At 43.8% G+C, this 26499-nt stretch carries 23 protein-coding genes and 3 pseudogenes; 7 read left to right on the top strand and 19 right to left on the bottom strand.

Features of this window, described 5'->3' with window-relative positions:
• Positions 1-213 precede the first annotated feature (213 nt).
• From SU60_RS04695 to SU60_RS04685, 3 genes and pseudogenes are all read right to left on the bottom strand, one after another.
• Positions 214-1747 (bottom strand): annotated as a pseudogene (locus tag SU60_RS04695) (BCCT family transporter).
• Positions 1734-2636 (bottom strand): homocysteine S-methyltransferase family protein, encoded by a 903-nt coding sequence (locus SU60_RS04690; RefSeq protein ID WP_041154555.1) that lies wholly within the window; start codon positions 2634-2636, stop codon positions 1734-1736. Before SU60_RS04690 ends, SU60_RS04695 begins: the two are co-directional and overlap by 14 nt.
• 191 nt (positions 2637-2827) lie before the next feature.
• Positions 2828-3748, bottom strand: a complete 921-nt coding sequence (locus SU60_RS04685) for a DMT family transporter (RefSeq protein WP_245228355.1) — start codon at positions 3746-3748, stop codon at positions 2828-2830.
• 95 nt (positions 3749-3843) lie between these two features.
• On the opposite strand from SU60_RS04685, the gene SU60_RS04680 reads away from it, so the two are divergent.
• Entirely contained in the window at positions 3844-4755 is a 912-nt protein-coding gene (locus SU60_RS04680) for a LysR substrate-binding domain-containing protein (protein WP_041154553.1), read from the top strand.
• Between the two features lie 111 nt (positions 4756-4866).
• Here the strand turns inward: SU60_RS04680 and SU60_RS04675 are convergent, their stop codons facing one another.
• Both SU60_RS04675 and SU60_RS04670 read right to left on the bottom strand, forming a co-directional pair.
• Positions 4867-5502, bottom strand: a complete 636-nt coding sequence (locus tag SU60_RS04675; protein WP_041154552.1) for a LysE family translocator — start codon at positions 5500-5502, stop codon at positions 4867-4869.
• A 48-nt stretch (positions 5503-5550) separates the two neighbouring features.
• On the bottom strand, positions 5551-6390 hold the full coding sequence (locus SU60_RS04670; RefSeq protein WP_041154551.1) for an AraC family transcriptional regulator: 840 nt from the start codon (positions 6388-6390) through the stop codon (positions 5551-5553).
• A gap of 304 nt (positions 6391-6694) precedes the next feature.
• Between SU60_RS04670 and SU60_RS04665 the strand changes: the two genes are divergently transcribed.
• Positions 6695-7495, top strand: coding sequence for a LuxR C-terminal-related transcriptional regulator (locus tag SU60_RS04665; RefSeq protein WP_041154550.1), 801 nt, complete (start codon positions 6695-6697; stop codon positions 7493-7495).
• A 91-nt stretch (positions 7496-7586) separates the two neighbouring features.
• Positions 7587-8837 carry a tyrosine--tRNA ligase gene (gene tyrS, locus SU60_RS04660; protein WP_041154549.1) on the top strand — a complete coding sequence of 417 codons (1251 nt, stop codon included), beginning with the start codon at positions 7587-7589 and terminating at the stop codon, positions 8835-8837.
• Between the two features lie 197 nt (positions 8838-9034).
• Here tyrS and SU60_RS04655 read toward each other — a convergent pair whose 3' ends face one another.
• The 5 genes and pseudogenes from SU60_RS04655 to SU60_RS04640 all read right to left on the bottom strand — a co-directional run bounded on the left by SU60_RS04655 (position 9035) and on the right by SU60_RS04640 (position 12634).
• A complete protein-coding gene (locus SU60_RS04655; protein ID WP_041154548.1) occupies positions 9035-9394 on the bottom strand; it encodes a VOC family protein in 360 nt (119 codons plus the stop codon).
• 64 nt (positions 9395-9458) lie between these two features.
• Positions 9459-10159, bottom strand: a pseudogene (locus tag SU60_RS04650) (helix-turn-helix transcriptional regulator).
• Positions 10160-10303: 144 nt separating this feature from the next.
• Positions 10304-10482: pseudogene (locus tag SU60_RS21230) on the bottom strand (SDR family oxidoreductase); the annotation flags it as partial.
• A gap of 97 nt (positions 10483-10579) precedes the next feature.
• The gene (locus SU60_RS04645) at positions 10580-11797 is read right to left on the bottom strand and encodes an MFS transporter (RefSeq protein WP_041154547.1); all 1218 of its coding nucleotides are present in this window, start codon (positions 11795-11797) and stop codon (positions 10580-10582) included.
• 372 nt (positions 11798-12169) lie between these two features.
• Entirely contained in the window at positions 12170-12634 is a 465-nt protein-coding gene (locus SU60_RS04640) for an HPP family protein (RefSeq protein ID WP_041154546.1), read from the bottom strand.
• Between the two features lie 99 nt (positions 12635-12733).
• Between SU60_RS04640 and SU60_RS04635 the strand changes: the two genes are divergently transcribed.
• Positions 12734-13309 carry a TetR/AcrR family transcriptional regulator gene (locus SU60_RS04635; protein ID WP_041154545.1) on the top strand — a complete coding sequence of 192 codons (576 nt, stop codon included), beginning with the start codon at positions 12734-12736 and terminating at the stop codon, positions 13307-13309.
• 352 nt (positions 13310-13661) lie between these two features.
• Here the strand turns inward: SU60_RS04635 and SU60_RS04630 are convergent, their stop codons facing one another.
• A complete protein-coding gene (locus SU60_RS04630) occupies positions 13662-14075 on the bottom strand; it encodes a VF530 family protein (protein WP_041154544.1) in 414 nt (137 codons plus the stop codon).
• 334 nt (positions 14076-14409) lie between these two features.
• Between SU60_RS04630 and SU60_RS04625 the strand changes: the two genes are divergently transcribed.
• From SU60_RS04625 to SU60_RS04615, 3 genes are all read left to right on the top strand, one after another.
• Positions 14410-14676 (top strand): YrhK family protein, encoded by a 267-nt coding sequence (locus SU60_RS04625; RefSeq protein WP_041154543.1) that lies wholly within the window; start codon positions 14410-14412, stop codon positions 14674-14676.
• A gap of 32 nt (positions 14677-14708) precedes the next feature.
• Positions 14709-15191, top strand: a complete 483-nt coding sequence (locus SU60_RS04620; RefSeq protein WP_041154542.1) for an NUDIX hydrolase — start codon at positions 14709-14711, stop codon at positions 15189-15191.
• Positions 15192-15570: 379 nt separating this feature from the next.
• Positions 15571-16080, top strand: coding sequence for a P-loop NTPase family protein (locus tag SU60_RS04615; RefSeq protein ID WP_041154541.1), 510 nt, complete (start codon positions 15571-15573; stop codon positions 16078-16080).
• Positions 16081-16293: 213 nt separating this feature from the next.
• Here the strand turns inward: SU60_RS04615 and SU60_RS04610 are convergent, their stop codons facing one another.
• The 8 genes from SU60_RS04610 to SU60_RS04575 form a co-directional block, all read right to left on the bottom strand.
• Positions 16294-16536, bottom strand: a complete 243-nt coding sequence (locus tag SU60_RS04610) for a hypothetical protein (RefSeq protein WP_041154540.1) — start codon at positions 16534-16536, stop codon at positions 16294-16296.
• Between the two features lie 187 nt (positions 16537-16723).
• Positions 16724-18331, bottom strand: coding sequence for a BCCT family transporter (locus SU60_RS04605; protein ID WP_041154539.1), 1608 nt, complete (start codon positions 18329-18331; stop codon positions 16724-16726).
• 430 nt (positions 18332-18761) lie between these two features.
• Positions 18762-19556, bottom strand: a complete 795-nt coding sequence (gene etfB, locus SU60_RS04600; protein WP_041154538.1) for an electron transfer flavoprotein subunit beta — start codon at positions 19554-19556, stop codon at positions 18762-18764.
• Positions 19546-20784: an electron transfer flavoprotein subunit alpha gene (gene etfA / locus SU60_RS04595; protein ID WP_041154537.1), complete on the bottom strand. Its 1239-nt coding sequence runs from the start codon at positions 20782-20784 to the stop codon at positions 19546-19548. Before etfA ends, etfB begins: the two co-directional genes overlap by 11 nt.
• Positions 20785-20793: 9 nt before the next feature.
• Complete coding sequence (locus SU60_RS04590) at positions 20794-22749, bottom strand: (Fe-S)-binding protein (RefSeq protein WP_052481485.1); 1956 nt, start codon at positions 22747-22749, stop codon at positions 20794-20796.
• Positions 22750-22758: 9 nt separating this feature from the next.
• Positions 22759-24822 (bottom strand): dimethylglycine demethylation protein DgcA, encoded by a 2064-nt coding sequence (gene dgcA / locus SU60_RS04585; protein WP_041154536.1) that lies wholly within the window; start codon positions 24820-24822, stop codon positions 22759-22761.
• Positions 24823-24904: 82 nt separating this feature from the next.
• The gene (locus SU60_RS04580) at positions 24905-25438 is read right to left on the bottom strand and encodes a DUF5943 domain-containing protein (RefSeq protein ID WP_041154535.1); all 534 of its coding nucleotides are present in this window, start codon (positions 25436-25438) and stop codon (positions 24905-24907) included.
• 78 nt (positions 25439-25516) lie between these two features.
• The gene (locus SU60_RS04575; RefSeq protein ID WP_041154534.1) at positions 25517-26494 is read right to left on the bottom strand and encodes a dipeptidase; all 978 of its coding nucleotides are present in this window, start codon (positions 26492-26494) and stop codon (positions 25517-25519) included.
• Between the last annotated feature and the right edge of the window lie 5 nt (positions 26495-26499).

Raw genomic sequence — 26499 nt, 5'->3', positions numbered from 1 at the left:
CACCCACCAAAGCCCTATCACTCTGATGATAGGGCTTTTTTCATCTCTCTGCAGTGAAACGGGACCACCGTAAGTTTTATCCCCAGAAGTGGAAAATTAAGAAAGCGCTAACGGATATCAAACAACCACACTTTTACTGTCATTCAGCGCAATTCATTTCGTTTTTTGCATACTTGAGCTCTATTAATACGAATCGATTACCATGTAGCGATTCTACACTGTTGCTTCTTTCGCTTGCAGTTGAACCTCTGACGACTCTTGTTGTGCTTCTTTGCCTTTTAGTTGCATCATTAACTGCTTCACCAAAATGGCGTAAATGAACATCATTGGCAGTCCCGCGACAACACATAACGATTTTATGGTATTTATGCCGCCGCCACTCAAAAAGACACTGAAACTGATCAGGGCTATGGCGCCAGCCACAATAGTTTGACCTTGTTATCGGGATCACCGCTCAACGAAAGCTGGTTAGTTGTGAGCATGGAAGTCGCCACACTTGCACTCGACATGGTCGTCAGCATTAAGAAAAACTGAATCACCAAGAAAACCGTAAGAATTACACCATTGGCTGGCAGCGTTTTAATGAGTGACACCACGGCAAAAGTCAGTCCACCGTCACTCATCCATTCCTGCACTGGGTATCCACCAATAAGCTGCGCCCAAATGGCATACCCACCAAAAATAGAAATAAAGAACGCGCAACCCAGAGAGCCCATCGAGATGGTGTACAAAATCACTTCGCGAATCGTTCGACCCCGTGATATGCGGGTGATAAATAACCCCATCATGATGAGGTACGCGTAGTACCAAAACCAGTAATATTGCGTCCAGCCCTGAGGGAAACCACTCTGCTGAACTGGGTCAGTCCAAAGTGACATACGGAAAAAGCTATCCAGCATGACTCCCAAAGAGTCCGTGAAATTGTTCAGAATAAATGGTGTGTTTGTCGTAAATAACACAAACAAGGCAAAACCAATCGCCGAAATTACAGTGTAGTCCGAGACCTTATTGATCCCTTTATTGAAACCCACCAACGTAACCACAAACAAAACCGCGACAAACAGGAAGATAATCCCGCCTTGCAGCATCAAAGTATTTTCAATACCCAATAACTCAGATACACCCGTACTTAACAACGTTACCGTTAAGGCAAGCGAACTCGCAAACGCCGCCAGGGTGCCAAAGATAGCAACCAGATCAATACACTTTGCCAGTATCGGGTTGTTCCCTACCACAGGCTCACAGAGCGTAGACAGCTTTAGTGTCCGTTTCTTTTGCACATAGAAAGCATAAGCAAATGGAATGGCAGGGAAGCAATAAATCGCCCAGCCAGTAATGCCCCAATGGAAAATAGAATATGTGACTGACCATGCTGCGGCAGCATAGCTGTTTGCTTCAGCAAATAAGGGAGGAGACTGTAAGTAATACATAGGCTCTCCAATCCCCCAATAGATCAACGAAGCGCCTACCCCGCAGTAAAGATCATCCCGCCGTAGGAGAAGTTTGAGTATTCAGGCTCGTCATCACTTAAACGGATATCACCGTATTTCGAAAACGCCAGCCAGAATAGAAAGCCCACTAAAGCTAAACTCGCTAACTGCACTAACCAACCAAACCAATGGTTTACGAAGGCCATTGCATTACCAGCCATTGCCTGAGATTGTTCAGGGAGCATGGAAGAAACGAACAATAAAAGGATCACTAACACTATCGCGGGGATAGTAAGGCCAAAATTAAGATTCTTCATCCGTATTCCCCCACTCTGCCAACACTTTTATGTGAGCGGGTTCAATACCACAGCACCCACCAATAATGGACGCTCCGAGTTGATGCCATGTTTTTGCAAACTCTAGATATTCTTGTGGTGAGAAGGTTCTCATCTCTTGAATGGTATCATTGGCTTGGTGACCACTTTTGATAGGTGCAAAGCTGTTAGCAAAAACGCCAATAGTCAGAGTTTTTCCTGTGCGATCAAGTATTTGGTTTACATCTTTAATGGCTTGCTCAATCACCTCAGGGACCGAACAGTTAAAGAAAACACCCGCCGCATTGGTATCTAAAAGTGCTTCAACGGCACTCGTCACCGGTTCTCCAGAACGAAGACACGACGCACTTTCCGCATCATCTTTTAAAGTGAATGAAATATAACAAGGCTTATCTGTTTTATCTAACACCGACGCGATCACCTCAGCTTCAGCAAGACTCGCTACCGTTTCGGCAAGCCAGACATCCACATATTGGTCTTGAGCATCAAACAACTCCGCACTGATTTCACGCGCTTTTTCGGCTTCAAACAGATCTGGGCGATATGAGCCAAAGGCTGGAGGAAGCGAACCTGCGACCCAGACTTCTTGCTGAGATTCTGCCGCCACTTCACGGGCAATCTTCGCAGCACTTTGCGCAAGTTCGAACCCACGCTCAGCATACAACTCATCTCCTAAATGAAAAGGGACACAGGCGTAGCTGTTGACAGTGATAATTTGTGCGCCTGCATCAATAAAACCTTGATGAGCTTGCTTCACAAACTGAGGAGATTCGATCAGTGCCTGAGCACTCCATAGTGGTTGAGAAAAAGGGGCGCCAATACGTTTGAGTTCGCGCCCCATGCCACCATCCAAAATTATTACCTTTGCCATTGTAGACTTCTGTACTGCTAAATAATCAGACTGCTATTGAATCACAATCTGCAATAAGCAAAAGTGATTCTTGCTCATTATCAACATGAAGAAAATTCATCTTAAGCCACTATCCGGAACGCAAAGCAGACTGCATCGAAAAAGACCTCCTAATCTTGTTCATGCACAGGACCTTAGCGTAAACGTCCCTTTTAAACATGATGAGCTTTTGCATGAAAAATGTGCCTTACTATTTTGGCTGTCAGATTGTTCATTAACGCTGCAATAATGATGAGTGCAATCCCTATCAGCTGATAGTTAGAAAATTTCTCATCAAAAAACAGGATCTGCCATACCGCCGTAAACAACAGATTGGTAAATATTAGCGATGCAAGCTGGGAATTGCTTTCTGCCAATGTGTATGCTTTTGAACGTAAGAGTTGATTGGCTACTACGCACAACGATAGTCCTGACAAACATACCCACACCAATGTGTTGTCTTTGGGGTGTAGCATTATCTGCATGTCCAGTTCAGGCAAGCCTGAGATAAACAACAACGGCAGTACGCTTATAGCGGCGATAAGAAATGTCCAACTATTAAGCACAGAAGGCTTCACGTCATCTTTGCTGGCACGAAACAAACTCACTTGTGAACCAGCACTAAAAAAGCCTGAGGCTAAACCGATCAAAAGTTCCGGCCGAAACTGAATACCTGAGACATCCCCAGTTAACATCAAAACGCCAACAAAAGTAGCCACTAAACTAAATTTCGTTTCAACCTTAATCCTTATCTTAAAAAGTAACTTTTCTAAAACGGCAATAAAGATCGGTCCCGTTGCAAAAAGTACCGAACTTTCCACCAGTGTGAGCGAATTCAATGATGCAATAAAGCAGAGTTGGCATGCAGCAATACAAAGTGCTCGAATCACAATTGGCTTGACTACTTTGCGAGACGGTAGTGGATGCTTTGCAGCCAGCACGATCGCAAACAGTAATAGTGCTGGAATGATTAAACGCAGAAACGTAAGAAGCTCCATACTCATCATTTCAGTTAGTTTTTTTAAAAGAAGACCTATCAACGACAGACTGAACGTTGAAGCAAGCATATAAGGTACAGCGTGGTTCTTAAACAAGATGATATCCTCCCTATTGGCAGGCTCATACTAGTTCAATGACAATGACGAAAAAAACGAATATATTTAAACAAACCTGTTAGAAAAGCTTACACATGAACAGAAGACCACCTTTGAAGTCTCTTTACGCGTTCGTCGCTGTTGCAGAGACCGGAAGTATGACCGAAGCCGCCAACTTACTTAGCGTAAGCCACTCGGCAATCAGCCAAGCGATAAAAAGTCTTGAGTCACTCATCGACCAACCATTGTTTCAACGCGTTGGCAGACATGTTCAGTTAAACGCCACTGGCCAGAAGTACTACAATGACATTGCCCCTGCATTGAAAACGATTGTCACTGCAACTGAAGCCGTAACTCATCAGCCTCAATCAAATCGAATTACACTTAATATGGTCAATTCACTGGCAATACATTGGTGGGTACCAAGAGTCGATAGCTTCCAACGTTACGCACCCGATGTGGATATTCGTCTCTCAAACTTAATCGGTTCTTTTGACCTAAACCAAGAAGGCATAGACGTTGCTATCATTCACGGGACAACTGACGAATGGGAAGACTACTATTGCGAAAAGCTCGGAGACGATGAACTGTTGCTAGTGTGCAATCCAGATTTATTGGATGACTTTCAGGAAGCTCCTTCCGCGGCTAAGTTATTACAACATTACCCCGCGATTTATGCGGAAAACCTTCGCAGAAAAGATGATTGGAATGTCTGGTGTCAGGGCAACTCACTCCCAGTCCCTAAGCAGCATAATTATTTGAGTTTTACCGCATCAATCCATGCGGTTCAGGCAGCAATTCGCAAATTGGGCGTTTTTGTCACGCACCGCCTATTCGTTCGCGATGAAATTAAACATGGCTTGCTAATAGAATTAGGAACTTCAGTTAAAAATCCTCACCAGGAATTTTTCTTTGTGTGCAAACCTGAGAAGCTTCGCAACAAAAATGTTCTCGCTCTAAAATCTTGGTTAAGCCGTGAGTTTAATGACGACGTTAGCCCTACTTGAGATAACCGTCAGCAACCAGGGTCTTGCTTTATCGCCATTACGCTAGAAATTGCAGCTGTCAATGAGTCAGTTGTGCGCCAACATGCGAGTTATCCGAAATCCGAAAATTGACTAAGGTAGGTAATTTACCAACAGAGCGACACCGAAACAAATCAGAACGACCCCCGCACTTCTTTCTATTATGTGTATACCTTGCTTTAGGTATGTTTGTACGCGAGGTTGTCCAATTGTGGTAGCAATCAATAAATTCCAAAGCAAAACGACAAGGAACATCCATACACCACAAGATATTTGCTGAGTTAGCGTAACTTCATTTCCTAGAATGACTGCCATAATACTCATATAAAACAATGCATTTTTTGGATTCAACAGTGCTGAATTGAGCCCCAATATCAGTTGATTCATCGCTGAGGGGACTTTCTTTTGTTCTGCATCCAAAAGAGAGTTATTTCTTTTACTTTTTAATAGCTTTGTACCAATCCACAAAAGGTAAATAGCCCCAAATATCTCAACCACTGAAAAGACGACTTGATTGTCACGAATACTCGTCCAACCCAGTATCGCTATCGCAATATAGATTGCATTTCCTAACGCAACACCAAGGCAGATATAACGACTTCCGTACAACCTGTGTCGAATTGAATGAGCTACAATTAGGAAAAAATCTTGCCCAGGACTCAATAACGCAACGAAATGCGCCAAGGCTAGCACTGGGAATGCGACGGGGAAAAGGGTTGAGAACAGCATTAATGGTTACCTATAATCAAATTGTTCTCAGACTATAGTTTTTTACGTTTACGAATTATTGTCGAAAATTGACGTAATCTGCTGATATTGTCTTGGTGTAGAAGCCGTATAGTTAACAAAAGCGCGATGAAGTTGGCTTTGATCTGAAAAGCCAACTTCAGTGGCAACATCAACGATGTTCATACCGCATTTCAATAAAAACTTTGCCTTTTCAACACGGTTGTTATTTAGAAATGACTTAGGGGTTATACCAAAACGGCTCTTGAAATTACGGATTAGTGATTCCTTTGGTCGCCCGAATTCTTGAGAAATAATGTCTAGTGAGGAAGGTTGGGCTATGTCCCTCAATAAGCGATTTCTCACCTTATAAGCCAATTCATAGTCGCTTTCTTGATTGCGTTGCGGAGAACAGTAATGACTCAACAGATTGAACAAATGACTATTTATTTCTGCAGCCAGCTCTTGAGACCCGCATTCTATTAGTCTGCAGATTAAACCTGATAAATGAGAGTCACTTTCTACGTCAGAGAGCAGGTTTTGGTCACAAGTAAATTGAGTAACCTTATATCCATATAAGGTTGACAGCACTTCACAGCACCACTCGTTATCGACATAAAGCATATGATAACTGCGAGGCTTACCGTCAACAGGATTGCAGGCATGAACCATATTAGGCTCGATGAGAACAATATCCCCCTCATGTAGGACAATCTGCTCCTTTGGCATAGATAAGCGAGTCACGCCCGCCTCAATGATCCCAATTGACAGTTCCGTGTGGCTGTGAGCTTTGTAACCCTGAACGCTGTTATATGTGGTGCGGATAGTCAGATGTGGAAGCGCTTTGTTGAGCCAAAAATGCTGATTAATGTCACGAACAGTATTACCCACAGTAATCTCCAAATTTAACAGTTCAGTTATCGTATTTCACAGGGTCACTTTGCGCAATGGTGGAAGTGCGAATAAAGATGCAAAAATGAAGTAAAGAGTTTCGTGACACAACGAACGCCTTTTGGTAAAAACCCATCAATATGTGATGTATGGGTTTGCGTAATGGAAGGTTAGGTTACTTTCTGATGTTAAAACCCTCACCCTGTTGTACAAACTCGTTTTTAGCCAAATTCAATTAATACTGTTTTGAGCAATTTAGTTAATTGCGTTATGCTTTAAGCCTTTATTAATAGTCTTATATTATATGGTTGAATCGGAATTTAATAATTTACTCGCAGAATCTATATCCTCTCTGAAATCACCGAGTTTTACGTCTAAGTTAATCGCTTTACTCGCTTCGATAGTCAGTCATGACTGTTCCGTGATCCTCGGTCTACGTAAAGGCAAACACCCTATTTACCTTTACGATTCTATTGAAAATAACCGTGAATTGCTTTTCGACCGATACCTCACTTCCGCATTTCAAGATGACCCATTCTACAAAATGCTCACCATTGATGAGCAACAAGGTGTTTTTTCACTAAAAGACGTAGTCAAACGAGATATGGATTATCAAACATACTGTAACCAATTTTACCTACAAACTGGATGGAAAGATGAAGTAAGTATTCTGATTAAAGTTGAATCAGATCGCTGGGTAGTTATCTATTTAGGTTGCACCCATACAAGCAATTCATTTTCGCGATCAAACGTTGAGACATTAAAATCATACTTCGCAATCATTCAATCACTATGTCAGCAACACTGGAAACAAACAGAATTCCTTCTTGCAGAACCGGTCTTTTCTCCTGAATCCTACTCAGAAAAAAGACGCGAGTTCATAGAGGATAGCCTTGATTCTTTTGGCAGAGATTTGCTTTCAACTAGAGAAAAGCAAGTCGTCCGTTTAATCTTACAAGGGCTTGATACTAAAGAAATAGCCAAACAGTTAAACATTACTGAAGGAACGGTAAAAAATCACCGAAAGCGTATCTATGCTCAACTACGGGTGGCATCCCTCAGTGAACTTTTCCAAATTTTCCTCAACCATATTATTACCCACTAAATTAACCTATTATCCCTTTAGGGATATATCGCACATCAGTTTCTATTCTTAATCTGTATATCACATTATTCATACAGATAAGACGCTATAGATGACATTCATTCAGGAACTACAGGCGCGCGGTTTGATTGCACAAGCCAGTGATTTAGACCAAATACAGCAACAACTTAACCAGCCTCAAACGGTTTACTGCGGTTTCGATCCTACCGCAGGCAGCCTTCATATTGGACATTTAGTTCCACTCATCATGCTCAAACGTTTTCAAGACGCTGGACATCAAGCCTTAGCGCTTATTGGTGGCGCGACGGGTATGATTGGCGACCCCAGTTTTAAAGCCGTCGAGCGCAGTTTGAATACTGAAGAAACTGTAGCTGGTTGGGTCAAAGATCTTACCGTTCAAATTGAGCAATTATTGAAACCTCATTTAAACCACCCCATGACCATCGTCAATAACGCCGACTGGATGAAAGATATTAATGTCGTTGATTTTTTCCGAGATGTCGGTAAGTATTTTTCGGTCAACAATATGATCAATCGTGAGTCGGTAAAGCAACGATTACAAAGGGCTGAACAAGGCATTTCATTTACAGAGTTTAGTTACAGCTTACTCCAGTCTTATGACTTTGCAGTGCTTAATCGAAACCATGGTTGCAGCTTACAAATTGGTGGCAATGACCAATGGGGGAATATCGTCAGCGGTATTGATTTAACACGTCGTCAGAATGGCGAACAAGTGTTTGGTTTAACCCTACCTTTGATAACTAAATCTGACGGTTCTAAATTTGGTAAAACAGAAGGTGGAGCAGTTTGGCTCGATTCGGAAAAAACATCGCCATATATGTTTTATCAGTTCTGGTTATCCACAGAGGATTCTGATGTTTATAACCTTCTTCGATACTACACATTCTTATCATGTGAGGAAATCGATCAGATAGAAGCTCTGGATAAGACCAATAAAGGTAAACCCAAGGCACAAAGAATTTTGGCACAAAATATGACTCGTTTTGTTCATGGCGAATCAGGGCTACTCAGCGCAGAGCGTATTACGCAAGCTTTGTTCACAGGCAGTGTCGACAATCTGAGTTCTAATGAACTCAAACAGCTAGAGTTAGATGGTATTCCAAGCATCGAAAGCACTCAGCAGGACATTGTAGAATTGTTGATCGAATCAGGATTAGCGAAATCAAAACGCATCGCCAGAGAGCTAATCGAAGATAGTGCGATTAGTGTAAATGGTGAAAAAATAGCACCTGACAACTCACAGTTAGGTTTTCCACTATTTGATCAATACTGGTTAATTCAACGCGGTAAGAAGCATTTTTGCTTAATTAAACGCATATAAAGTAGAAAATGTAGTGCGCTCAGCTCTATCGTATGAGGGTGGAACGCATTACTTTAACTATCTCAATATTTGACTGCGTAACAACTAATTGAAGAATCCTGAAAAAGAAATGGGGGCACTTCTGAGCCAGATGTACCCGCCGTTAGGTTTTTTTTGGATGCAAGTAAGCCAGCATGTCACGTTGGCTTATAGTCGCATTAAGCAAACACTCGCAAGCGATGCCCATCAGGATCTAATGCAACAAAGTTGATACCATATACAGACTCTTCGCGCTCTTGAGCAAAGATCACGCCTTGTTGTTTCCATTTTTCAAATAGCTTATCCAGATCAACGCGATTAGTTGCAGGAATAGAAAGCTCTGTTCCTCCACCTCGAATTGGGCTAGCTGGTGTTAACGCGTCAGCTTGTTTTAGGGTGATTTTTACGTTTTTAGCAAACTCGACCACAGCGAAAGTCGGCGATAAAAGCTTGGAGTCACACTCAAATGCTCGCGTATAAAAAGCCATGCTAAGTTGAACGTTTTCTACATAAAGAACAATGGAATCAATAGTTAACATAGTTATAAATCTTCACTTTCAAATTGGATGAATTAAGTGTAACCATAAGTACTGACAGTTTTTGTCAGTAGCGAAAACGTTTGTGTTCAATTCCTTCCAGGGATTCCCACTCAGAAAGTAAAGCATGACGAGAACGCGTGTATTTAGATTCAAGTTGCGAAAATGATTGGATTCTATCGAGACGGAAATTACGGTAATCGTTTCGTGTTTCGCACCATGCAACCAAAATATTGTGTTGCTCAAACATACCTATAAGTATGGGCCACACAACCCTTTTGCTTATAAGTCCTTTTGCATCTTCGTAATGTATTTCTGCTTTATGTCCTTTCTGTATCGTTGTTTTCAACTCGGCTAGCTTAACTGTCAGTCTGGTACTTTGAAAGCTGAAGCAACTCTAATGACACTCTCAGTATGCTTAGCTTCATGCTCAGGAGGCAAAACGGCTGAAATTTTAGCAAGAGCATTTATAGCGGCTTCACTAAACTCTCCGTTTGCTTGCTTTACCACCCATTCCGCTCCTAATCTAAGGGCTTCAAGCTCTTCTAAGCTAAACATCATCGGTGGTAAATCAAAGCTCGGCTTTAAAATATAGCCAAGCCCAGCTTCTCCCTCGATCTCTGCGCCTTGTGCTTGCAAAGTTGCGACATCTCGATAGATTGTTCTAACGCTCACATCTAGCCTATTAGCTAGCTCCTCAGCTGAAACTGGATATCTATAGCGTCGAAGTAGTTGGAGTAAATCTAGTAGGCGTTGGCTTCGGGACATAACAAAATCCATAAAATAACGAATACATATAATGCACTAAGAATCAATCCGCCGGTCTGTTCAATAATACTTTGTGTGAGCGACCCATTGATTTGAGTCATTCACTTACTTGAATCTCGAAACATACAATGGGGTATTTTCGAATTACAAACCACCAGTTAAATCCAAATAGTTGCCCGTTGAAAATGTCGATTTATCAGAAGCTAACCAATAAATTGCATCGGCGACCTCTTCAGGTGAGCTCCGCGCTGAAGTGGAATTTTGTTTTTTAGCCTCTCAATCCGGTCAGGTTCTCCACCGTCAGCATGCATATCTGTGTAAATTGGTTTCAGAAAGGAATCATCATGGGGCATTGTTTAGCTATAAATATAACTCATAAAAGAAAGGCTCCCAACGAACTACGTGAGGAGCCCTTACGCGTTATGCTATTGCCACTGTTAAACGTGGTACTGGCTTGTCATTGATTGGAAGATGAATCAACGCAGCAATAAACGCCAGGACAGCCGCTGACCACCAAATTGGATCATAAGACCCATAATAATCATAGATACGACCACCAATCCAGGCCCCCAAAAAGCTGCCGACTTGGTGAGTGAAAAACACCAAACCATATAGCGTCGACAGGTAACGAGCTCCAAAGATTTGACGGACTAAACCAGATGTCAGTGGCACCGTTCCTAACCAGCAAAAACCGATGGCAGCACCGAAGATAAGAGCAGTTTGCTCGGTAATAGGCAGTGCGAGAAAAGCGCCGATCACCACCGAGCGCATCACATACAACGCAAACATCATGTAACACTTGCTAAAGCGATCTGCCATTACACCCCAGAAATATGAGCCAAGGATGTTAAATATACCAACGTAAGCCAACGCCAGTGCCGCGGTTGATGCCGGTAGGTTTTTGTCCGCCAAATAACTAGGAAGATGAGTTGCGATAAACATCACATGAAAACCACATACAAAAAAACCAGCATGAATCAACCAGTACCCTTTGTGTGCAAACGCTTCTTTTAAAGCCTCTTTTAACGTTTGCTTGCCTTCATGAACATGATTGTTAGCTGTGCTTGAATTCCGCTTTGCCGTATTCATGAATAATGCAAACAACACCATAAAACTGCACAGTAGCGCAAAGATTTGCATTGAACTTTGCCAACCAGAAGCACTCAACAATGCTTGTGCACCCGGAATCATAGCAAACATGCCGAATGACCCCGCGGCCGTAGTCAAACCGAAAGCTTTAGCTGCATGTTGCGCTGGTACCACTTTCGCCACGGCACCCAGTACGATAACGTAGCTAGTAGCACTTAAGCCAAGACCAACCAGCACACCTAACGAAAGGTACACCATAGTCGACTCAGCGGTGATAGAAGTTAAGTACAGACCTAGGGCGTAAGAGATAGCCCCTAAAATAATGATACGTTTCGCCCCCCAACGGTCGGCAGCCATACCGACAAATGGCTGGAACGCTCCAAACAGTAAGTTTTGCAATGCGATAGCAAAGCTGAAGAACTCTCGTCCGGTTTGAAAGTAGTCGGATATTGGTGTCATGAAGATACCAAAGGATTGTCTGATCCCTAGACTGGTAATCAAAATACCAATACCTAGCCAAACAAGAAGTGGAAATCGAAAAATAATCATAAATCGCTCTTATTAATAAGTGTGGTGCTGAGAATGGCATTCCTTGCCACTCATGGATTCGAGACCACCACAGGTAGTAGACTTCACTGTCACTATTGCCAATAACCTTGAAGAGTTATAGGCAAAGATTAATAACAGTCACAAAATGTTATCCTCAGGTAACAAATTCATCCAGACTGTAAAGCGGATTATGTAGTGACACAAATGATTAAAAGTGAATTTATTTATGCAAGTTATGCATAAATATCTAAGCGTCGAGAAAGTAGCATCCGTAGGATAGATAGGATATAGAATTATGCTTCATTCCAACTTTTTGCGTGGTGAATTTACCCACCTCATATTCAGTTGTTATTCACTTTTTTCATCTAGCGTTCAAAACGATGCATTATTTAAACACCATCTTCGCCTAACAACTCCTACGCTTTTACCAAGTAATACAATAACCACCGCTCCAAGGAGAACCGGAGTAACCAAAAATCCCCAACTTTGCCCTGATAGCATGATTAGCAATGGATTTGCGCCTGCGGGTGGATGAGTCGTTTTAGTGACGAGCATCAGGCTAACGGCGATTCCTGTTGCTATGGCTAAATATATAGGCGTCACACCAATAAACTGAACAAAGAATACGCCAACGAAAGCCGTTAACAAGTGCCCCAGTATTACGTTTTTCGGCTGAGCTAGTGGACTATCCGGTACACCAAACACGAGCACTGTCGTGGCTCCAAACGGTGCCATCAATAGCGCTAAATCATAAAAAGTATGATCTAAGTAAGACAGTGTCCCAATAGCAATGCTTGCTCCAATCCCAGCAATAAGCGACAAAATAATATTGTTCATATTTACTCTTCTCTCCATAAAAGTAGACCACTCTGTCTACTTTGCAATGGTAGACAGAGTGGTCTACTTGTGTCAACATAATTTTATAGGAGAACGCATATGAGTAAAAAACGTCAGATTTTAATCGATACAGCGTTAGCGCTTTTTTATCAAAACGGAATTAATTCCATCGGTATTAATGAAATTCTGAAATCTTCGGGAGTAGCAAAAAGAACGTTGTATACGGACTTTGATAGTAAAGAGGCCTTGATCTTGGCGGCGTTACATCAACGTCATACGCATTTTATCGACTGGTTAGAAAGTAAGTTATTGGGCTCTGAGTCTGACAGCGACTTAATTAAAAATTTATTCAATGGGTTAGAGAGCTGGTTTAACAGTAAAGAAACGATGCTGGGCGATTTTAGAGGGTGTTTTTTCATCAACACATCTGCAGAGTTTAGTGATACCGATAGCGAAATTTCTCGTTTTTGTAACCAACATAAACAACACGTACGTCGAGTTATTCAAAAACACCTTTGTAGTAAAGACCCTTTATTATTGGAGTCGATATGTGTGCTAAAGGAAGGCGCTATTACAACGGCCTATATGACTGGGGACAGCCATACTGTAGTAACGCATTGTCTTGAAATACTAAAAGTGCTTCAGGAAGGTATGCGGCAGCGTAAAGGCAAATGAAGCGCCGATAATGCTTATACTCAAGTGACATCAAGATGTAAGATTCAGAGCTTCATCAACGAGTTCAGTTCGCGCTAAATAACGGTAGGAATGGTGATTCCCTTGCAACATTATTTAGTACAGAAATGGGCTCGATGAAGAGCTCCCAAAGGGCGAGCTCCTTACTTCGCAGTTCAATTAGGCGCTCTTATGCTGTGCTACTGCTTTCTACGTACGTAGAATGACTATGTATTCAAATCAGTGCCTTGCCTAAGAGCGAATAAAATCTCGCTGAACACGCATTTTGAAGTTACTGAATATCTCTACCTAAACGACTGGTTGTTTTTAAATGATGCTTAGACCGGCGATGCAACTAACGGCGAAAATTACGATTGCGTGAAGAACGTTCTTTATGCGCAGAGGCGGCTTTGGCTTGTGACTTCAAGATGGAGTCAACCGTCAGTTCCAGTGGCTCTTTTGGTTTTAAACCATGAGGAAACGTACGAGCACGAGGTGGTAAGTCATACTCTTCGCTAGAGGCGCGTGGCATACGCTTAAAACGATATAAGTAAAAGTTCTCCAGTTTTTCTCTCGCCCAATCGGTTTTCTTCAAATACTTCACACTACTCGCAATTGATGGATTGGTATGAAAGCAGTTAAAACGCATTGCGGTATCTAAAATGTCCCATCCATAAAAATCAACCAGCTCTTGCAGCATAGTTTCTAGCCCAAGCCCGTGTAATGGATTATTTTTTTGTAATTCTATTCTTTCTTCATCAGTCATCATAACGAGTTCCTAATAAGCTAACTAACCGAGTGCTTGGGTTGTAGGGATTCTGATCTTAACCCAGTATTACTTTATACCGAAAATCAACAGGGTGCGGATTCTAACAGAAGTAAGTTTGTTTCCCTAATTTGAAATAGTGTAGCTGAAATCGGAACTATAATTTCGCCATTTGTCTTCCTTACACTATTGCTCTCAACGCTCTCAACGCTCTCAACGCTGTTTAGCATGACTAAAACCATAGTAGAACAAAGTCTTATACGTAGCGCGGGGTTGTAAAATTGATTCCGGTTCGTTACGGTCACTTTACTGTAGTCAGAAATAAGGTGACCCACGAATGGATACTGTAGACAATGAGTTAGACGTCGATATAGGAAAAAAGCACATCGTTGTGCAACGTCGCTATGAAGCGTTAGGCGCATTCAATGATTTATTGATCGCTATTTGGTTTTTGATCGGCAGTTTTTTCTTTTTAAATGATTCGTTAATAGAGAGTGGGACTTGGTTATTTATTGTTGGGAGTGCGCAACTCATTATTAAACCACTACTCAAGCTCTCCAGTCTCATCCATGTTGGAAGACTTATCGCGCATCCAGACAAATAAGGGGGCGCACTATTTTGAGTTCTGAGGTAAAGATGATCCCAGTCGACACGTCCTTTGTTTCGGGCGTCGCAATATCTGAAATCTATGGTGAAAAAAAGATTCTGCTAATGAAGCGCGTGAAAGGTGGTTATTGGTGCCATGTAGCAGGCTCAATAGAGCAAGGTGAAACAGGGGTCGAAGCGATTGTTCGAGAGTTTTACGAAGAAACTCAAATTCAGGTCACCAACCTATACAATGCGCAATTTATCGATCAGTTCTTCGAGCCTCACGTGAATGTCATAGAGCTTATTCCTGTTTTTGTCGTGATGTGCCCTCCAAACCAAAAAGTGGTTCTGAACGAGGAGCATACCGACTATAAGTGGTGCTCTCTTGAAGAAGCTCTAGAACTTGCGCCTTTTCCCAATCAACATGCAGTATTTAAGCATGTGTGGTCATACTTTGTTGAAAGAGCAATACATCCCCTCTATCGAGTTAGTATTGACCAGCTTAATTCGTCTGCCTTTGGCGCAGAGTAACATCTCTTAGATAACAAACCACACCATCCCACACAAAATGGGAATACTCAATGACGAAGGAGAAATGGTGGAAGTTTGGTAATAACCGCTATTTCTGTGTATGCCCTATTCGGTTTATATTTCAAACATTAGTTTTGCAAACTTCAGATGGCCAAACGCCTTAACCTGCGACTACCCATTATGAGAAGACAAATTGACAACTGACTGCAATTATATGAAAGTAGCTGTATGAAATTTAATCCGATGCCACTTAACCAACGAATTATCATCATTCCTTAGGAATGGTGGGATGTGTTGTGCTTTGGATAAATCAACCCCACCCTAGAAGGTGGGTTTTCTTTTTCTGCCTTTTGGGAATTAGACTCTTGGAGGGATTTAAATGAAAAAGGTAGCAGTTTTTGGAAAACCGGGTAGCGGAAAATCGACAGTAAGCAAAGCACTAGCGTCAACTATGGGTTTACCGCTTCATCAACTAGATTCCATCGTTTACAAACCCAACGGTGAACTTGTAGATCGAGAAGAGTTTGATTTTGCCCACAACGAAATCATTCGATCAGATGCTTGGATCATCGATGGTTTTGGTCCCATAAGTTCCTTTTATGAACGTCTGGCGGCCGCAGATACGCTCGTTTACATAGACCTACCATACTCGGTAAGTTATTGGTTTGTAACTAAGCGCTTTCTTAAAGGGCTCTTTATAAAGCCAGAGGGTTGGCCTGATGGAAGCTCAGTATTCAAAGGGACACTTAATAGTTATAAGACCCTTAAGTTGTGCCCTAGGTTCTGGAACGATGACTTCACATCTCAACTTATCGAATACTCTAGTAGTAAAAATGTCTACATAATCAAAACCGTGTCTGAATTGAATGATTTTACTCTCACGCAGTGAATAATGCGTATTCAAAGCATTCTAAAGGCACTTAGAAAACATAACGTTTTTGATATGTGTCAGGTTAAATAACGACGATTGAAAGGTTTGTTGTAAGTGACGTGCGAAAAATCGGTCATTTGAATGAGATAAGGGTAGAGAGTACGACACCATTCTTTACGGTAAATAGAACGACTCTCCCCCGTCCTTCAATAATATATGTCGATGTTTTGGTCATTGGGGTAAGCGTTGAGCTCCCCAATGAACGACATTTTCAATATCTGGTAACAAAATACCTTTTTGCTCCATAGAAAAGATGAGCTTCGAAAAACGATCGCGTTGAATGCTATCGACCGACTCTAACCACTTATCAATGCTATTTTTTACACTATCAACATCATGACCAGTACACTCAATCCCAATTTGGTCAAGATCAGTGATTAAATCATCCATATCGACTAGATCTACATGCATCATAACTCTATTCTCCTACCTAAATAAGGGGGGATTCCCTCCCCCCAACAAAACAATATGGCTGTGATCCTAGATTCCGTCACAGCGCATATTCGCTCATAACGTATTGTGCTCAAGAAGCATTGCATTTAAAAAACATTGTTTTCAAGAAAATTGTGTTCGCAACTTACTCATTTTGAAAACGTTGCAATTACGCTTTTCTGTAAAGGTGGCTTTCTGATTTAAGCCCCTTATATAAGCTCCAGCACATTAATACCAATACAAGAGTAAACGGTAAACCGGTCGTAATCGCACCCGCTTGCAATGCCGTTAATGCCTCTGAGCCACCGCCAAGTAACAGTGCGATGGCAATCAGACCTTCAACCACAGCCCAAAATACGCGCTGACCCACTGGCACATCTTCTTTACCACCCGCTGTGATACTATCGATTACTAGAGAACCAGAGTCCGATGATGTAACAAAGAAGACCAGCACAAGCAAGATACCAACAACCGACAACAGTGTTGAGAACGGCAAGTTATCAAACATTTGGAACATCGCTAGGGATACATCACTGATACCGTTTGCAAGCTCACCTACACCACTTGTCGTTTGTTCCAGTGCCGTACCACCCATAACACTTAACCACACCATAGTGACGAGTGTTGGGATGAGCAAAACAGCAGTCACAAATTCACGAACGGTACGCCCTTTTGACACTCTGGCGATAAACATACCAACAAATGGTGACCAAGATACCCACCAAGCCCAGTAGAACACTGTCCAGCCATGGAACCAATCAGAATCTTCTCGACCGATCCAATTTGATAACGGAATAAAGTTACCGACATAGCCCGAAGCAATATCGCCAAAGGTATTGGCGATCGATAACGTTGGACCAACAACCACAAGCAATGCAACTAAGCCAGCTGCAATCAGCATATTAATGTTACTCAGTATTTTCACACCACCATCAAGGCCACGTGCAACTGATACCACGGCGATACCAGTTACAGCAACGACAAACGCAATTTGGGTAGAAATACCGCTAGAGACACCAAATAAATGGCTAAGACCAGCTGCGGCTTGTTGAGCACCAAACCCTAAAGAGGTGGCAAGACCAAAAATGGTGGCGAGAACCGCAAGAATATCGATGAAATTACCAATCGTACCCCAACAGCGTTCACCCAAAAGAGGGAAAAAGGCGGAGCGAATGGTCAATGGTAATCCCTTGTTATGGGCAAAGAAGGCCAACGCTAGTCCAACAACGGCATAGATGGCCCAAGGATGGAGACCCCAGTGATAGATCGTCGCACTTAGCGCCATTTTTCTCGCTTCTTCGGTGCTTGCTTCCACATTAAGAGGCGTGCCATACCAGTCGGTATAATAAGCAACAGGTTCCGCAACACTCCAGAACATGAGCCCGATGCCCATACCTGCTGCAAACAGCATACTAAACCATGAAAGTCGAGAAAACTCTGGTGCAGCACCTACACCACCTAAACGTATTTTACCCAGTGGTGAGACCAGTAAAAACAAACAGAAAACGACAAAGATGTTACAGCCAACGATGAAGAACCAGTCAAAGTTGGTGATAGACCAAGTTCTTGCCGCCATCAACGCATCTTTTGACCCTGCAGGAAACAAAAGAGTCAAAATGATGAATAATAAAATTAACGTAGCACTGATACCAAACACAGGGTTGTGTATGTCCATCCCCCACAGTTTGACATTGTCTTGCCCTGCACAATAATCTGTTTCATATTTTACATCATTGACGGGTTTATATTTTCGTCGACTACTGACTATGCTTTTCATACGATCCCTCTTTAAAAATTAGTACCAATTCCAGGCATTCAACTATCAGGAATACGCAGAAAAAACGGCTTCTGGCGAGAAGAAATGTTCCATAACTGATCGATTTAGTTAGAAACATCCACACCCTGCTTGATGCTATTTTTTACCAGCAAAAACGATGAAGTCATGGCTGGAATTGGTAGAACATATACCCACACAACTTGAATATGCAGCGTGTTACTACGACTGCACACCTGGTCTGTTTTGGTTAACCAACTGCCTCAAGTAAACCAGGCATGCTGAGCCAATTTGGGTATAATCCGTTTCAGTAAATCCTTTCTCTGAACCGTTTTGTCATCAGTTACTTTGTCTAGACATCAACCATTACCTTAAAATGTGAGTGTCAAAGGCTACCTTGGTAACTAATGTGGTCATAAACCTATTACCTCAATTACTTCTGTATTACTCCTTCCTCTAGAAGCAAATCAAAGACCAACTGCGCCATTTCACTTACTGGCTGATCCTTAAGCACTTTGCCGCCTGTCGATTCAGCTTTCGCGGTCGCAGCTTTAAAGCGATCGGCTGCACTTTTTGCTTTGACTACTTTTAATCGTTTTGCTTTAGGTTTAGCAATGCTGACTTCCCAAGTCATTCGGTCTTGGTCAAGTTGCTTGCCATCAACCTCTTCAGTAACAAAATCACAGCGACGTGCTCGACCGAATGCACTCTGTCTTGGCTCTTGCGCAGCAAGGTCCACACTGGCAATAAACGGAAGAGATACATTCAGGGCTCTACGCTGCCCTCTTGGTAACGCTTGTAAAACTCGCGCGGTTCCATTTTCCACTGAAAGAATCTCTGCGATGCCCATCACTACGGGACACCCCAACTCTTGAGCGAGAAAGAAAGGCAATGTGCCCGAGGATTCACCGTTTTCACTGCGCATCCCCGTCAGCACGATATCTGGCATCTCATTACGAAAGTAAGATGACAAGGTATGAATCGCATCATCTTGTTCGTCCTGGGACAACACTCGGATTTGCGAAAGCCCCATGCCGCTGTAGTAGGCCAGTGCAGGTTCCTGTGGATTACCAGCATGCAACACTTCCAGTTCACAGCTTTCTAAGTTCATTGCCAACTCAACCGCACGAGCGTCAGTCGCCGAGCGACGAGCACGTCCCGTATCTGGGTGAGCACCGATGGAAACTAAAGTACTGACACGTAGCGTGTCACTTTGATTATGCTGCATCCTTCAGCTCCTTTGATTGGTGGTGTTGAATCAAAGAAATCAATTCCTTTAACAACTCATTACTGTCCGCAATAACACTCAAATCAGCACGTTTGACCATGTCACAACCTGCGTCCGTATTGACGGCAATGACTTTGTCACACCCGCCAATACCCTGTAAGTGCTGAATCGCACCTGAGATACCAACTGCGATATAGACTCGAGCCGTCACCCAGCTGCCGGTTGCACCAACCTGTCGGTGTCGAGGCATAAAGCCATCATCAACTGCGACACGGCTTGCACCCTCCGTCGCCCCCAAGATATTGGCTGCCGCATGGAACTGATCCCAGTCATGAATACCGTTACCAGCCGACAAAATAAACTCGGCTTCAGTCAGCGGTATTGCCTGAGGGTCGACGGCAACTGGGCCCAGGTCTTGAATGCGAGAGTCTGTGTTCACATCCCCCGCAAATTCTACGCTCAAGGCTTCATGCTTCGTCTCATCTATCGGCAGTGCACATTCTTCCGCGAGCAACAGCACTCGTGGTGTTGCACGTTTGATATCTTGGCGACCACCTGAAGCGCGGCACACAGCCTGCTCGCTATTAACTTGCCAAGCTTGAGTTGCCGGACGCTCTTTAATCGCTGCTGAGAGTCTGACGCCAATCTCGAAACCGCCTTGTATGCTATCTGGGAATAGCCAATGCTTCGGTTTGTAGTTAGCTTCGATACTGGCAAGAACCTCGACACGCTGCTCAGGACTGTAATGATCAAACACTTCGTCTGGAACAGCGAGTAAACGGTCGACACCCGCAAGACCAAACTGCTCTTCTTTATGCGTTCCAAAGACAACGGCCATGACCGCGCCTTCCTGATCCGACTGTTTAACCAATTGATGCGCTTGTCCTAAGACATCTTTATCATGACTGCTTAAACGGCCACCCGGCATATCCGGTACCACAACGATGTAAAAGTCTGGTGACTCCACTTTGTGCAGTGGCAGTTCAACGCTCGCTTGACTGTTCTGACGTGCGCCCATCATTGATGTCGCTGCGTTACTATTTAATCGGTCAATGCGTTTAATACCATTTGGTCCGATGAACCCGACTCGATGCGGATAACGCCTAGTTAACCCGCTCGGGCCAATTTCTTCAATCGGCTGTACCATCAAGCTTTCATGCTGAGGGTGCAGGCGATTACGTCTAATCCATTCGACACGAGGGTCACGGCGTAAAATAAAATCTCCCATGCTTTTCTCCTACACACCGACGGTTTCAGACTCAGGTGTCCATACGTCCACCTTCTCGTCGCTAACCTCAACCAACATATCAGCGACAAGCTCTGCAATGTCTTTCACTTCTGGTCTTGGTTCTACAACACCTTCCAGCATCGCAGTACATTGCTGACAACCTACCGCCACTAAATCGGCACCTGTTTCTCGAATGTCATCCATACGCATGTCTGCAATACGACGTTCGCCTGGGATATCGGTAATCGGTGCAGCACCACCACCACCACAACAGCGTGAACGGAAACCAGAGCGCTCCATTTCAGCGATCTCAATGCCAAGGTGTTTAAGAACAGAACGAGGCGATTCATATTCACCGTTGTAGCGTCCTAGGTAACATGGATCGTGGTATGTGACTTTGCCAACTGCCAATTCTTTTAGCGCGATCAACCCTTTTTCTACCAATTGATTGATAAAGGTTGTGTGGTGCCAAACTTGGTAGTTAGGTTTTTCATTCTCAGGGTAGAAGTCCGGGTACTCGTTCTTCAAACAGTGGAATGCGTGAGGGTCGGTGGTCACGATGCAATCAAAGTCGTACTTCATCAACGTTTGGATATTACGCTTCGCTAAACGTTGGTACGTTACGTCGTCACCTAATCGGCGGGCAACATCACCACAATCCAGCTCTTCGTCTCCCAAAATAGCCACGTCGACTTTGGCCGCTTTCAGAATTTTCACCATCGACTTAAGAATGCGTTGGCTACGCATATCAAAAGCACCATCAGAAACCCAGAACAATACGTCGGCACGTTTGACTTCAGACATCAGTTTGAGATCCTGGTCAGCAGCCCAGTTAGAACGCTTGTTCGGGTTATGGCCATTCGGGTTGTCAGTGAAGATGATATTCTCTAAAACTTCCGCGCCTTTATTTGGTGTTTCACCCTTTTCAAGCGTCAAGAAGCGGCGCATATCGACAATCGCATCCACATGCTCGATCATCATCGGACACTCTTCAACACAAGCTCGACAAGTTGTACAAGACCAGAGTGTTTCTGAGTTCAACACTCCACCCACAATAGGTTTGTGCGGGTCGCCTTTTGCACATCCGGTTTCTTTACCCGGGTAAGGGCTACCCGCGTATTTTTTGTCCGTTGTACCCGCAAGACCTACCACCATATCCTGGATAAGTTTTTTCGGGTTCAACGGCTGACCTGCTGCGAACGCAGGACAAACGGCTTCACAGCGACCACACTGAACACAGGCGTCAAAACCTAACAGCTGATTCCATTTAAAGTCACTTGGGTTTTCTACACCCAGTTTTTGTGCATTAAGGTCAATGGGTTTTAACCCTGTGGAACGGCCACCGCCAAAACGTTCTGGACGACGGTGAAATGCTAGATGTAATGCGCCCGCAAACGCGTGCTTCATTGGTCCGCCCCAGCCCATACCGAGGAACATCTCACCGACACCCCAAACAATGGCGGCAAGCAGAACAACAGCAGCGACCACGTTAAACACGTCACCAACGAGTTGCGTTGCAGGCAATGTCACAAGAAAGAAACTGACCGAGAACATGATTAAGCTTTTCGGCAGTCTCATCCAAGGGCCTTTTGACAGGCGCGATGGCGGATTAAGACGACGCTTTACGACAAATAAAGTACCGCAAAACATTAAGCCCAGTGAACCCAGCAAGACCCAAGACAAAATCTGTGGTTGTAGGTTAAACACGTGAACCGCGAAAATAAGGACAACAGACAATACGAAACCACCCGCTGTCGCCACGTGCGTGTTAGACATAACTTTGTCGCGAGCAACCACGTGGTGCAAGTCCACGAGGTAACGACGCGGCATCGCAGCTAACCCTGAAAAGAGGGCAACACTTTCGGCTTGCCCTCTCCGCCACATCATAATGCGGCGGAGCATCCCTATAACAGCCAGAGCTCCGGCTGTTATAAGTAGGATAGGAAGTAATGACTCTAGGAACATACGCCCCCCTTAAAGATCTTTACATAGACGTAGTGCGTCGTAGAGTGCAGCATGAGTATTACGTTGTGAAACACAGTCACCCAAGCGCCATAGGATCATGCCGTCATTGTCTTGAGACAAGACGGGTTGCGCCTGTGATGCAAACAACGTTTCAACGTCGATTTGACCTTTGTTGACTGACTCTGCTTTCAGCTCATAGTAAAGCGCTTCGTTTGGACGAATACCGTTCTCTACGACCACTTGGTCTACAACGCGCTCTTCTTTCGCACCCGTATATTCGTTCTCTAGTAGAGCGATCAGGTTGTCACCTTCACGGTACACTTTTAGCAATGCCAAATCAGATGTCATGATGACGTCTTTCTCATACAAACTACGGTAGTAAGTCGGGAAAGTTGTACCGCCGATACCAACACCCGGTTTGATGTCATCTGTAACAAGTTCAACTTGAGAACCTTTTGACGTTAAGTAGTCGGCTGCTGACATGCCCGAGAATTCACAGATGGTGTCGTAAACCAGAACATTCTTACCTGGTTCAACCGTACCATTCAGGATATCCCAAGAAGAGACGACTAATCCCTCTTCTGCACCCCAGTCTGGGTTCTGTTCAATGAATGGAGTACCACCAGTCGCAAGGATACAAACTTCTGGTTTCAGCTCACGGATCATATCTGCGTTAGCAGCAGTATCCAGAATAACCTCGACACCTAAACGATCGAGTTCCATCGCTAGCCAGCGAGTAATACCCGCCATCTGGTCACGTTGAGGAGCTTTTGCTGCGATGGTGATTTGTCCACCGAGTTCGCTTCCTTTCTCAATCAATGTGACTTTGTGACCACGTTCAGCTGCAACACGAGCGGCCTCCATACCACCAGGGCCACCACCAACCACAACAACGTTACGGATAGGTCCTGCTGTTTTTTCGATCAGGTGAGGCATACCCATGTGCTCACGGGATGTCGCCGCATTTTGGATACACAATACATCTAGACCCATGTACTGACGGTCGATACAGTAGTTCGCGCCAACACATTGGCGAATTTGGTCGGTTTGGCCCAGTTTGATTTTGGTGATCAAATGCGGATCCGCAATGTGTGCGCGAGTCATACCAACAAAATCAACGTAACCTGCTTCAAGGATTCGCTTAGCTTGGTTTGGATCTTTGATGTTTTGCGCGTGGATAACCGGTACCGAAACCACTTCTTTAATACCAGCAGCCAAGTGAAGGAATGGCTCGGGCGGGTAGCTCATATTAGGGATAACGTTCGCGAGTGTATTGTGCGTATCACAGCCAGAACCAACAACGCCGAAGTAATCGACCATCTTAGTTGCATCGTAGTACGCCGCGATTTCTTTCATATCATCATGGTTCAAGCCATCAGGATGGAACTCGTCACCAGTAATACGCATACCTACAACAAAGTCAGGTCCTACCGCCTCACGAACGGCTTTCAAAACTTCCATACCAAAGCGCATGCGGTTTTCAAAACTTCCGCCCCACTTGTCCGTACGCTTGTTAACACGAGGAGACCAGAATTGGTCAATCATATGCTGGTGAACCGCTGATAGTTCAACGCCATCCAAGCCGCCTTCTTTCGCACGAACAGCTGCTTTTGCGAAGTCATCAATAATGCGCAAGATTTCTTCTTCTTCAATGGTCTTACATGTTGCGCGGTGAACAGGTTCACGTATACCAGACGGGGACATTAGGTTTGGCCAGTGTTCACCATCCCAACGAGAACGACGTCCCATGTGAGTAATTTGGATCATGATTTTGCCGCCATGCTTATGCACAGCATCGGCTAGATTTTGAAAATGAGGAATGATGCGATCTGTTGAAAGGTTAACTGAACTCCACCAACTTTGCGGGCTATCAATCGATACCACGCTAGAGCCACCACAGATACATAGACCGCAGCCACCTTTCGCCTTTTCTTCATAATACTTCACGTAGCGATCGGTCGTCATACCACCATCGGTGGCGTAAACTTCAGCGTGCGCGGTACTGACCACTCGGTTACGAATGGTCGTTTTGTTGATTTTTAATGGTTGGAATAGAATATCGAACTGAGACATGATTTACCCCTGTACCAGCCTTACTTGTGAATAAATAAGGCTGCCTTCCTTGACTGACTTACGAATTGATTGACGTTGGTGCTTAATCGATTGGTGTGACTTCAAACACGCCGTAATCGCACCCTTCCTCAGCACCGCTTTGCGTTTGCACTGCTTTGGTTTTAACTGACAGTCCAAGACTTTCAGCAATTTGGTCGATTGCGCCAGCGAACCAGCCAGTAAACATGTAATCGACTTTGCGGTTCACTTTTCCGTACTGGTAAACAAAACAAGAGTTTTCCAGACGTACTCGAGCTTCACCTTTTTCAATATCTAGGTGCTCAGTGACAAAGAAACCCCAGCCGCGCTGAGATAAGCGCTTCATGTAATGTTCAAAGACAGCATCACCACTAAGACCGTGTTCTTCTGCTTCCTTTTCACACCAGTAGTAAGCTGATTTGTAGCCCGCTTTGTACAGAATGTCTGCGTAACGTTCAGCACCGATCTCTTCTTCAATTCCCATGTGGTTATTAACGAAGAAGTGACGCGGAACATACAACATTGGTAAGGCATCCGTTGTCCATACCCCTGTTTCGTCATCAACCAAGATTGGCATTTCAGGTGCGTGTGTACTCATATCGTATTCTTCCTTTTATACAATTAACTTTTTATATCGTTATATTTATATTGAAGCGTTCTTTATATTGAACAGCTGTTATTCGCCCCAGACTTCACCGAGTACGCGAAGCCAGTTTTCACCCATAATTTTTCGAACTTGAGTCTCACTAAAGCCATGTCTTAATAACGCTTCTGTCAAGTTAGGGAAATCGCCTAGTTTACGGATACCTTCAGGGTTAATGATTTCACCAAAGTTAGTCAGGCGGCGTGCGTAACCTTTATCATGCGTTAACCACTCAAAGAACGGCTGGCCATGACCCTGAGTGAAATCAGTACCGATACCAATTTGATCTTCTCCAACGAGATCGAAGATGTAGGCAATCGCTTCTACGTAATCGTCAATGGTTGAATGGATGCCGTTTTTCAGGAATGGTGCAAACATGGTTACGCCAACAAAGCCGCCATGGTCTGCAATAAATTTAATGTCTTCATCTGATTTGTTGCGAGGGTGATCTTTCAAGCCACTTGGTAAGCAGTGTGAGTAACAAACTGGTTTTTCAGAAGCTAGGATGACTTCTTTAGACGTTTTTGCGCCAACATGGGATAAGTCACACATGATGCCGACTTTATTCATTTCGGCAACGATTTCATGACCAAAGCCAGACAAACCGCCATCGCGCTCGTAACAGCCAGTACCAACCAAGTTCTGTGTGTTGTAACACATTTGAACAACACCAACGCCAAGGTCTTTGAACACTTGAACATAGCCAAGTTGATCTTCAAATGCATGGGCGTTTTGGAAACCCATCATGATGCCAGTTTTACCCTGCTGTTTCGCTTTACGGATATCATCTGTAGTGCGAACCTTCATCACCAGGTCGTTGTTTTGTTCTAAAAGGTTGTTCATCTCAACGATGTTATTCACCGTATTCTGAAAGCCTTCCCAAACCGAAACCGTACAGTTTGCAGCAGTAATGCCACCTTTGCGCATATCTTCAAACAGTTCACGATCCCACTTAGCGATAACCAAGCCGTCAATCACGATTGAATCATCATGCAAGTCCGTTGCGTTCATTTTGA

The sequence above is a fragment of the Vibrio mytili genome (assembly GCF_000830505.1).
GTDB lineage: Bacteria > Pseudomonadota > Gammaproteobacteria > Enterobacterales > Vibrionaceae > Vibrio > Vibrio mytili.
This window is presented reverse-complemented; position numbering and strand designations above follow the sequence as displayed.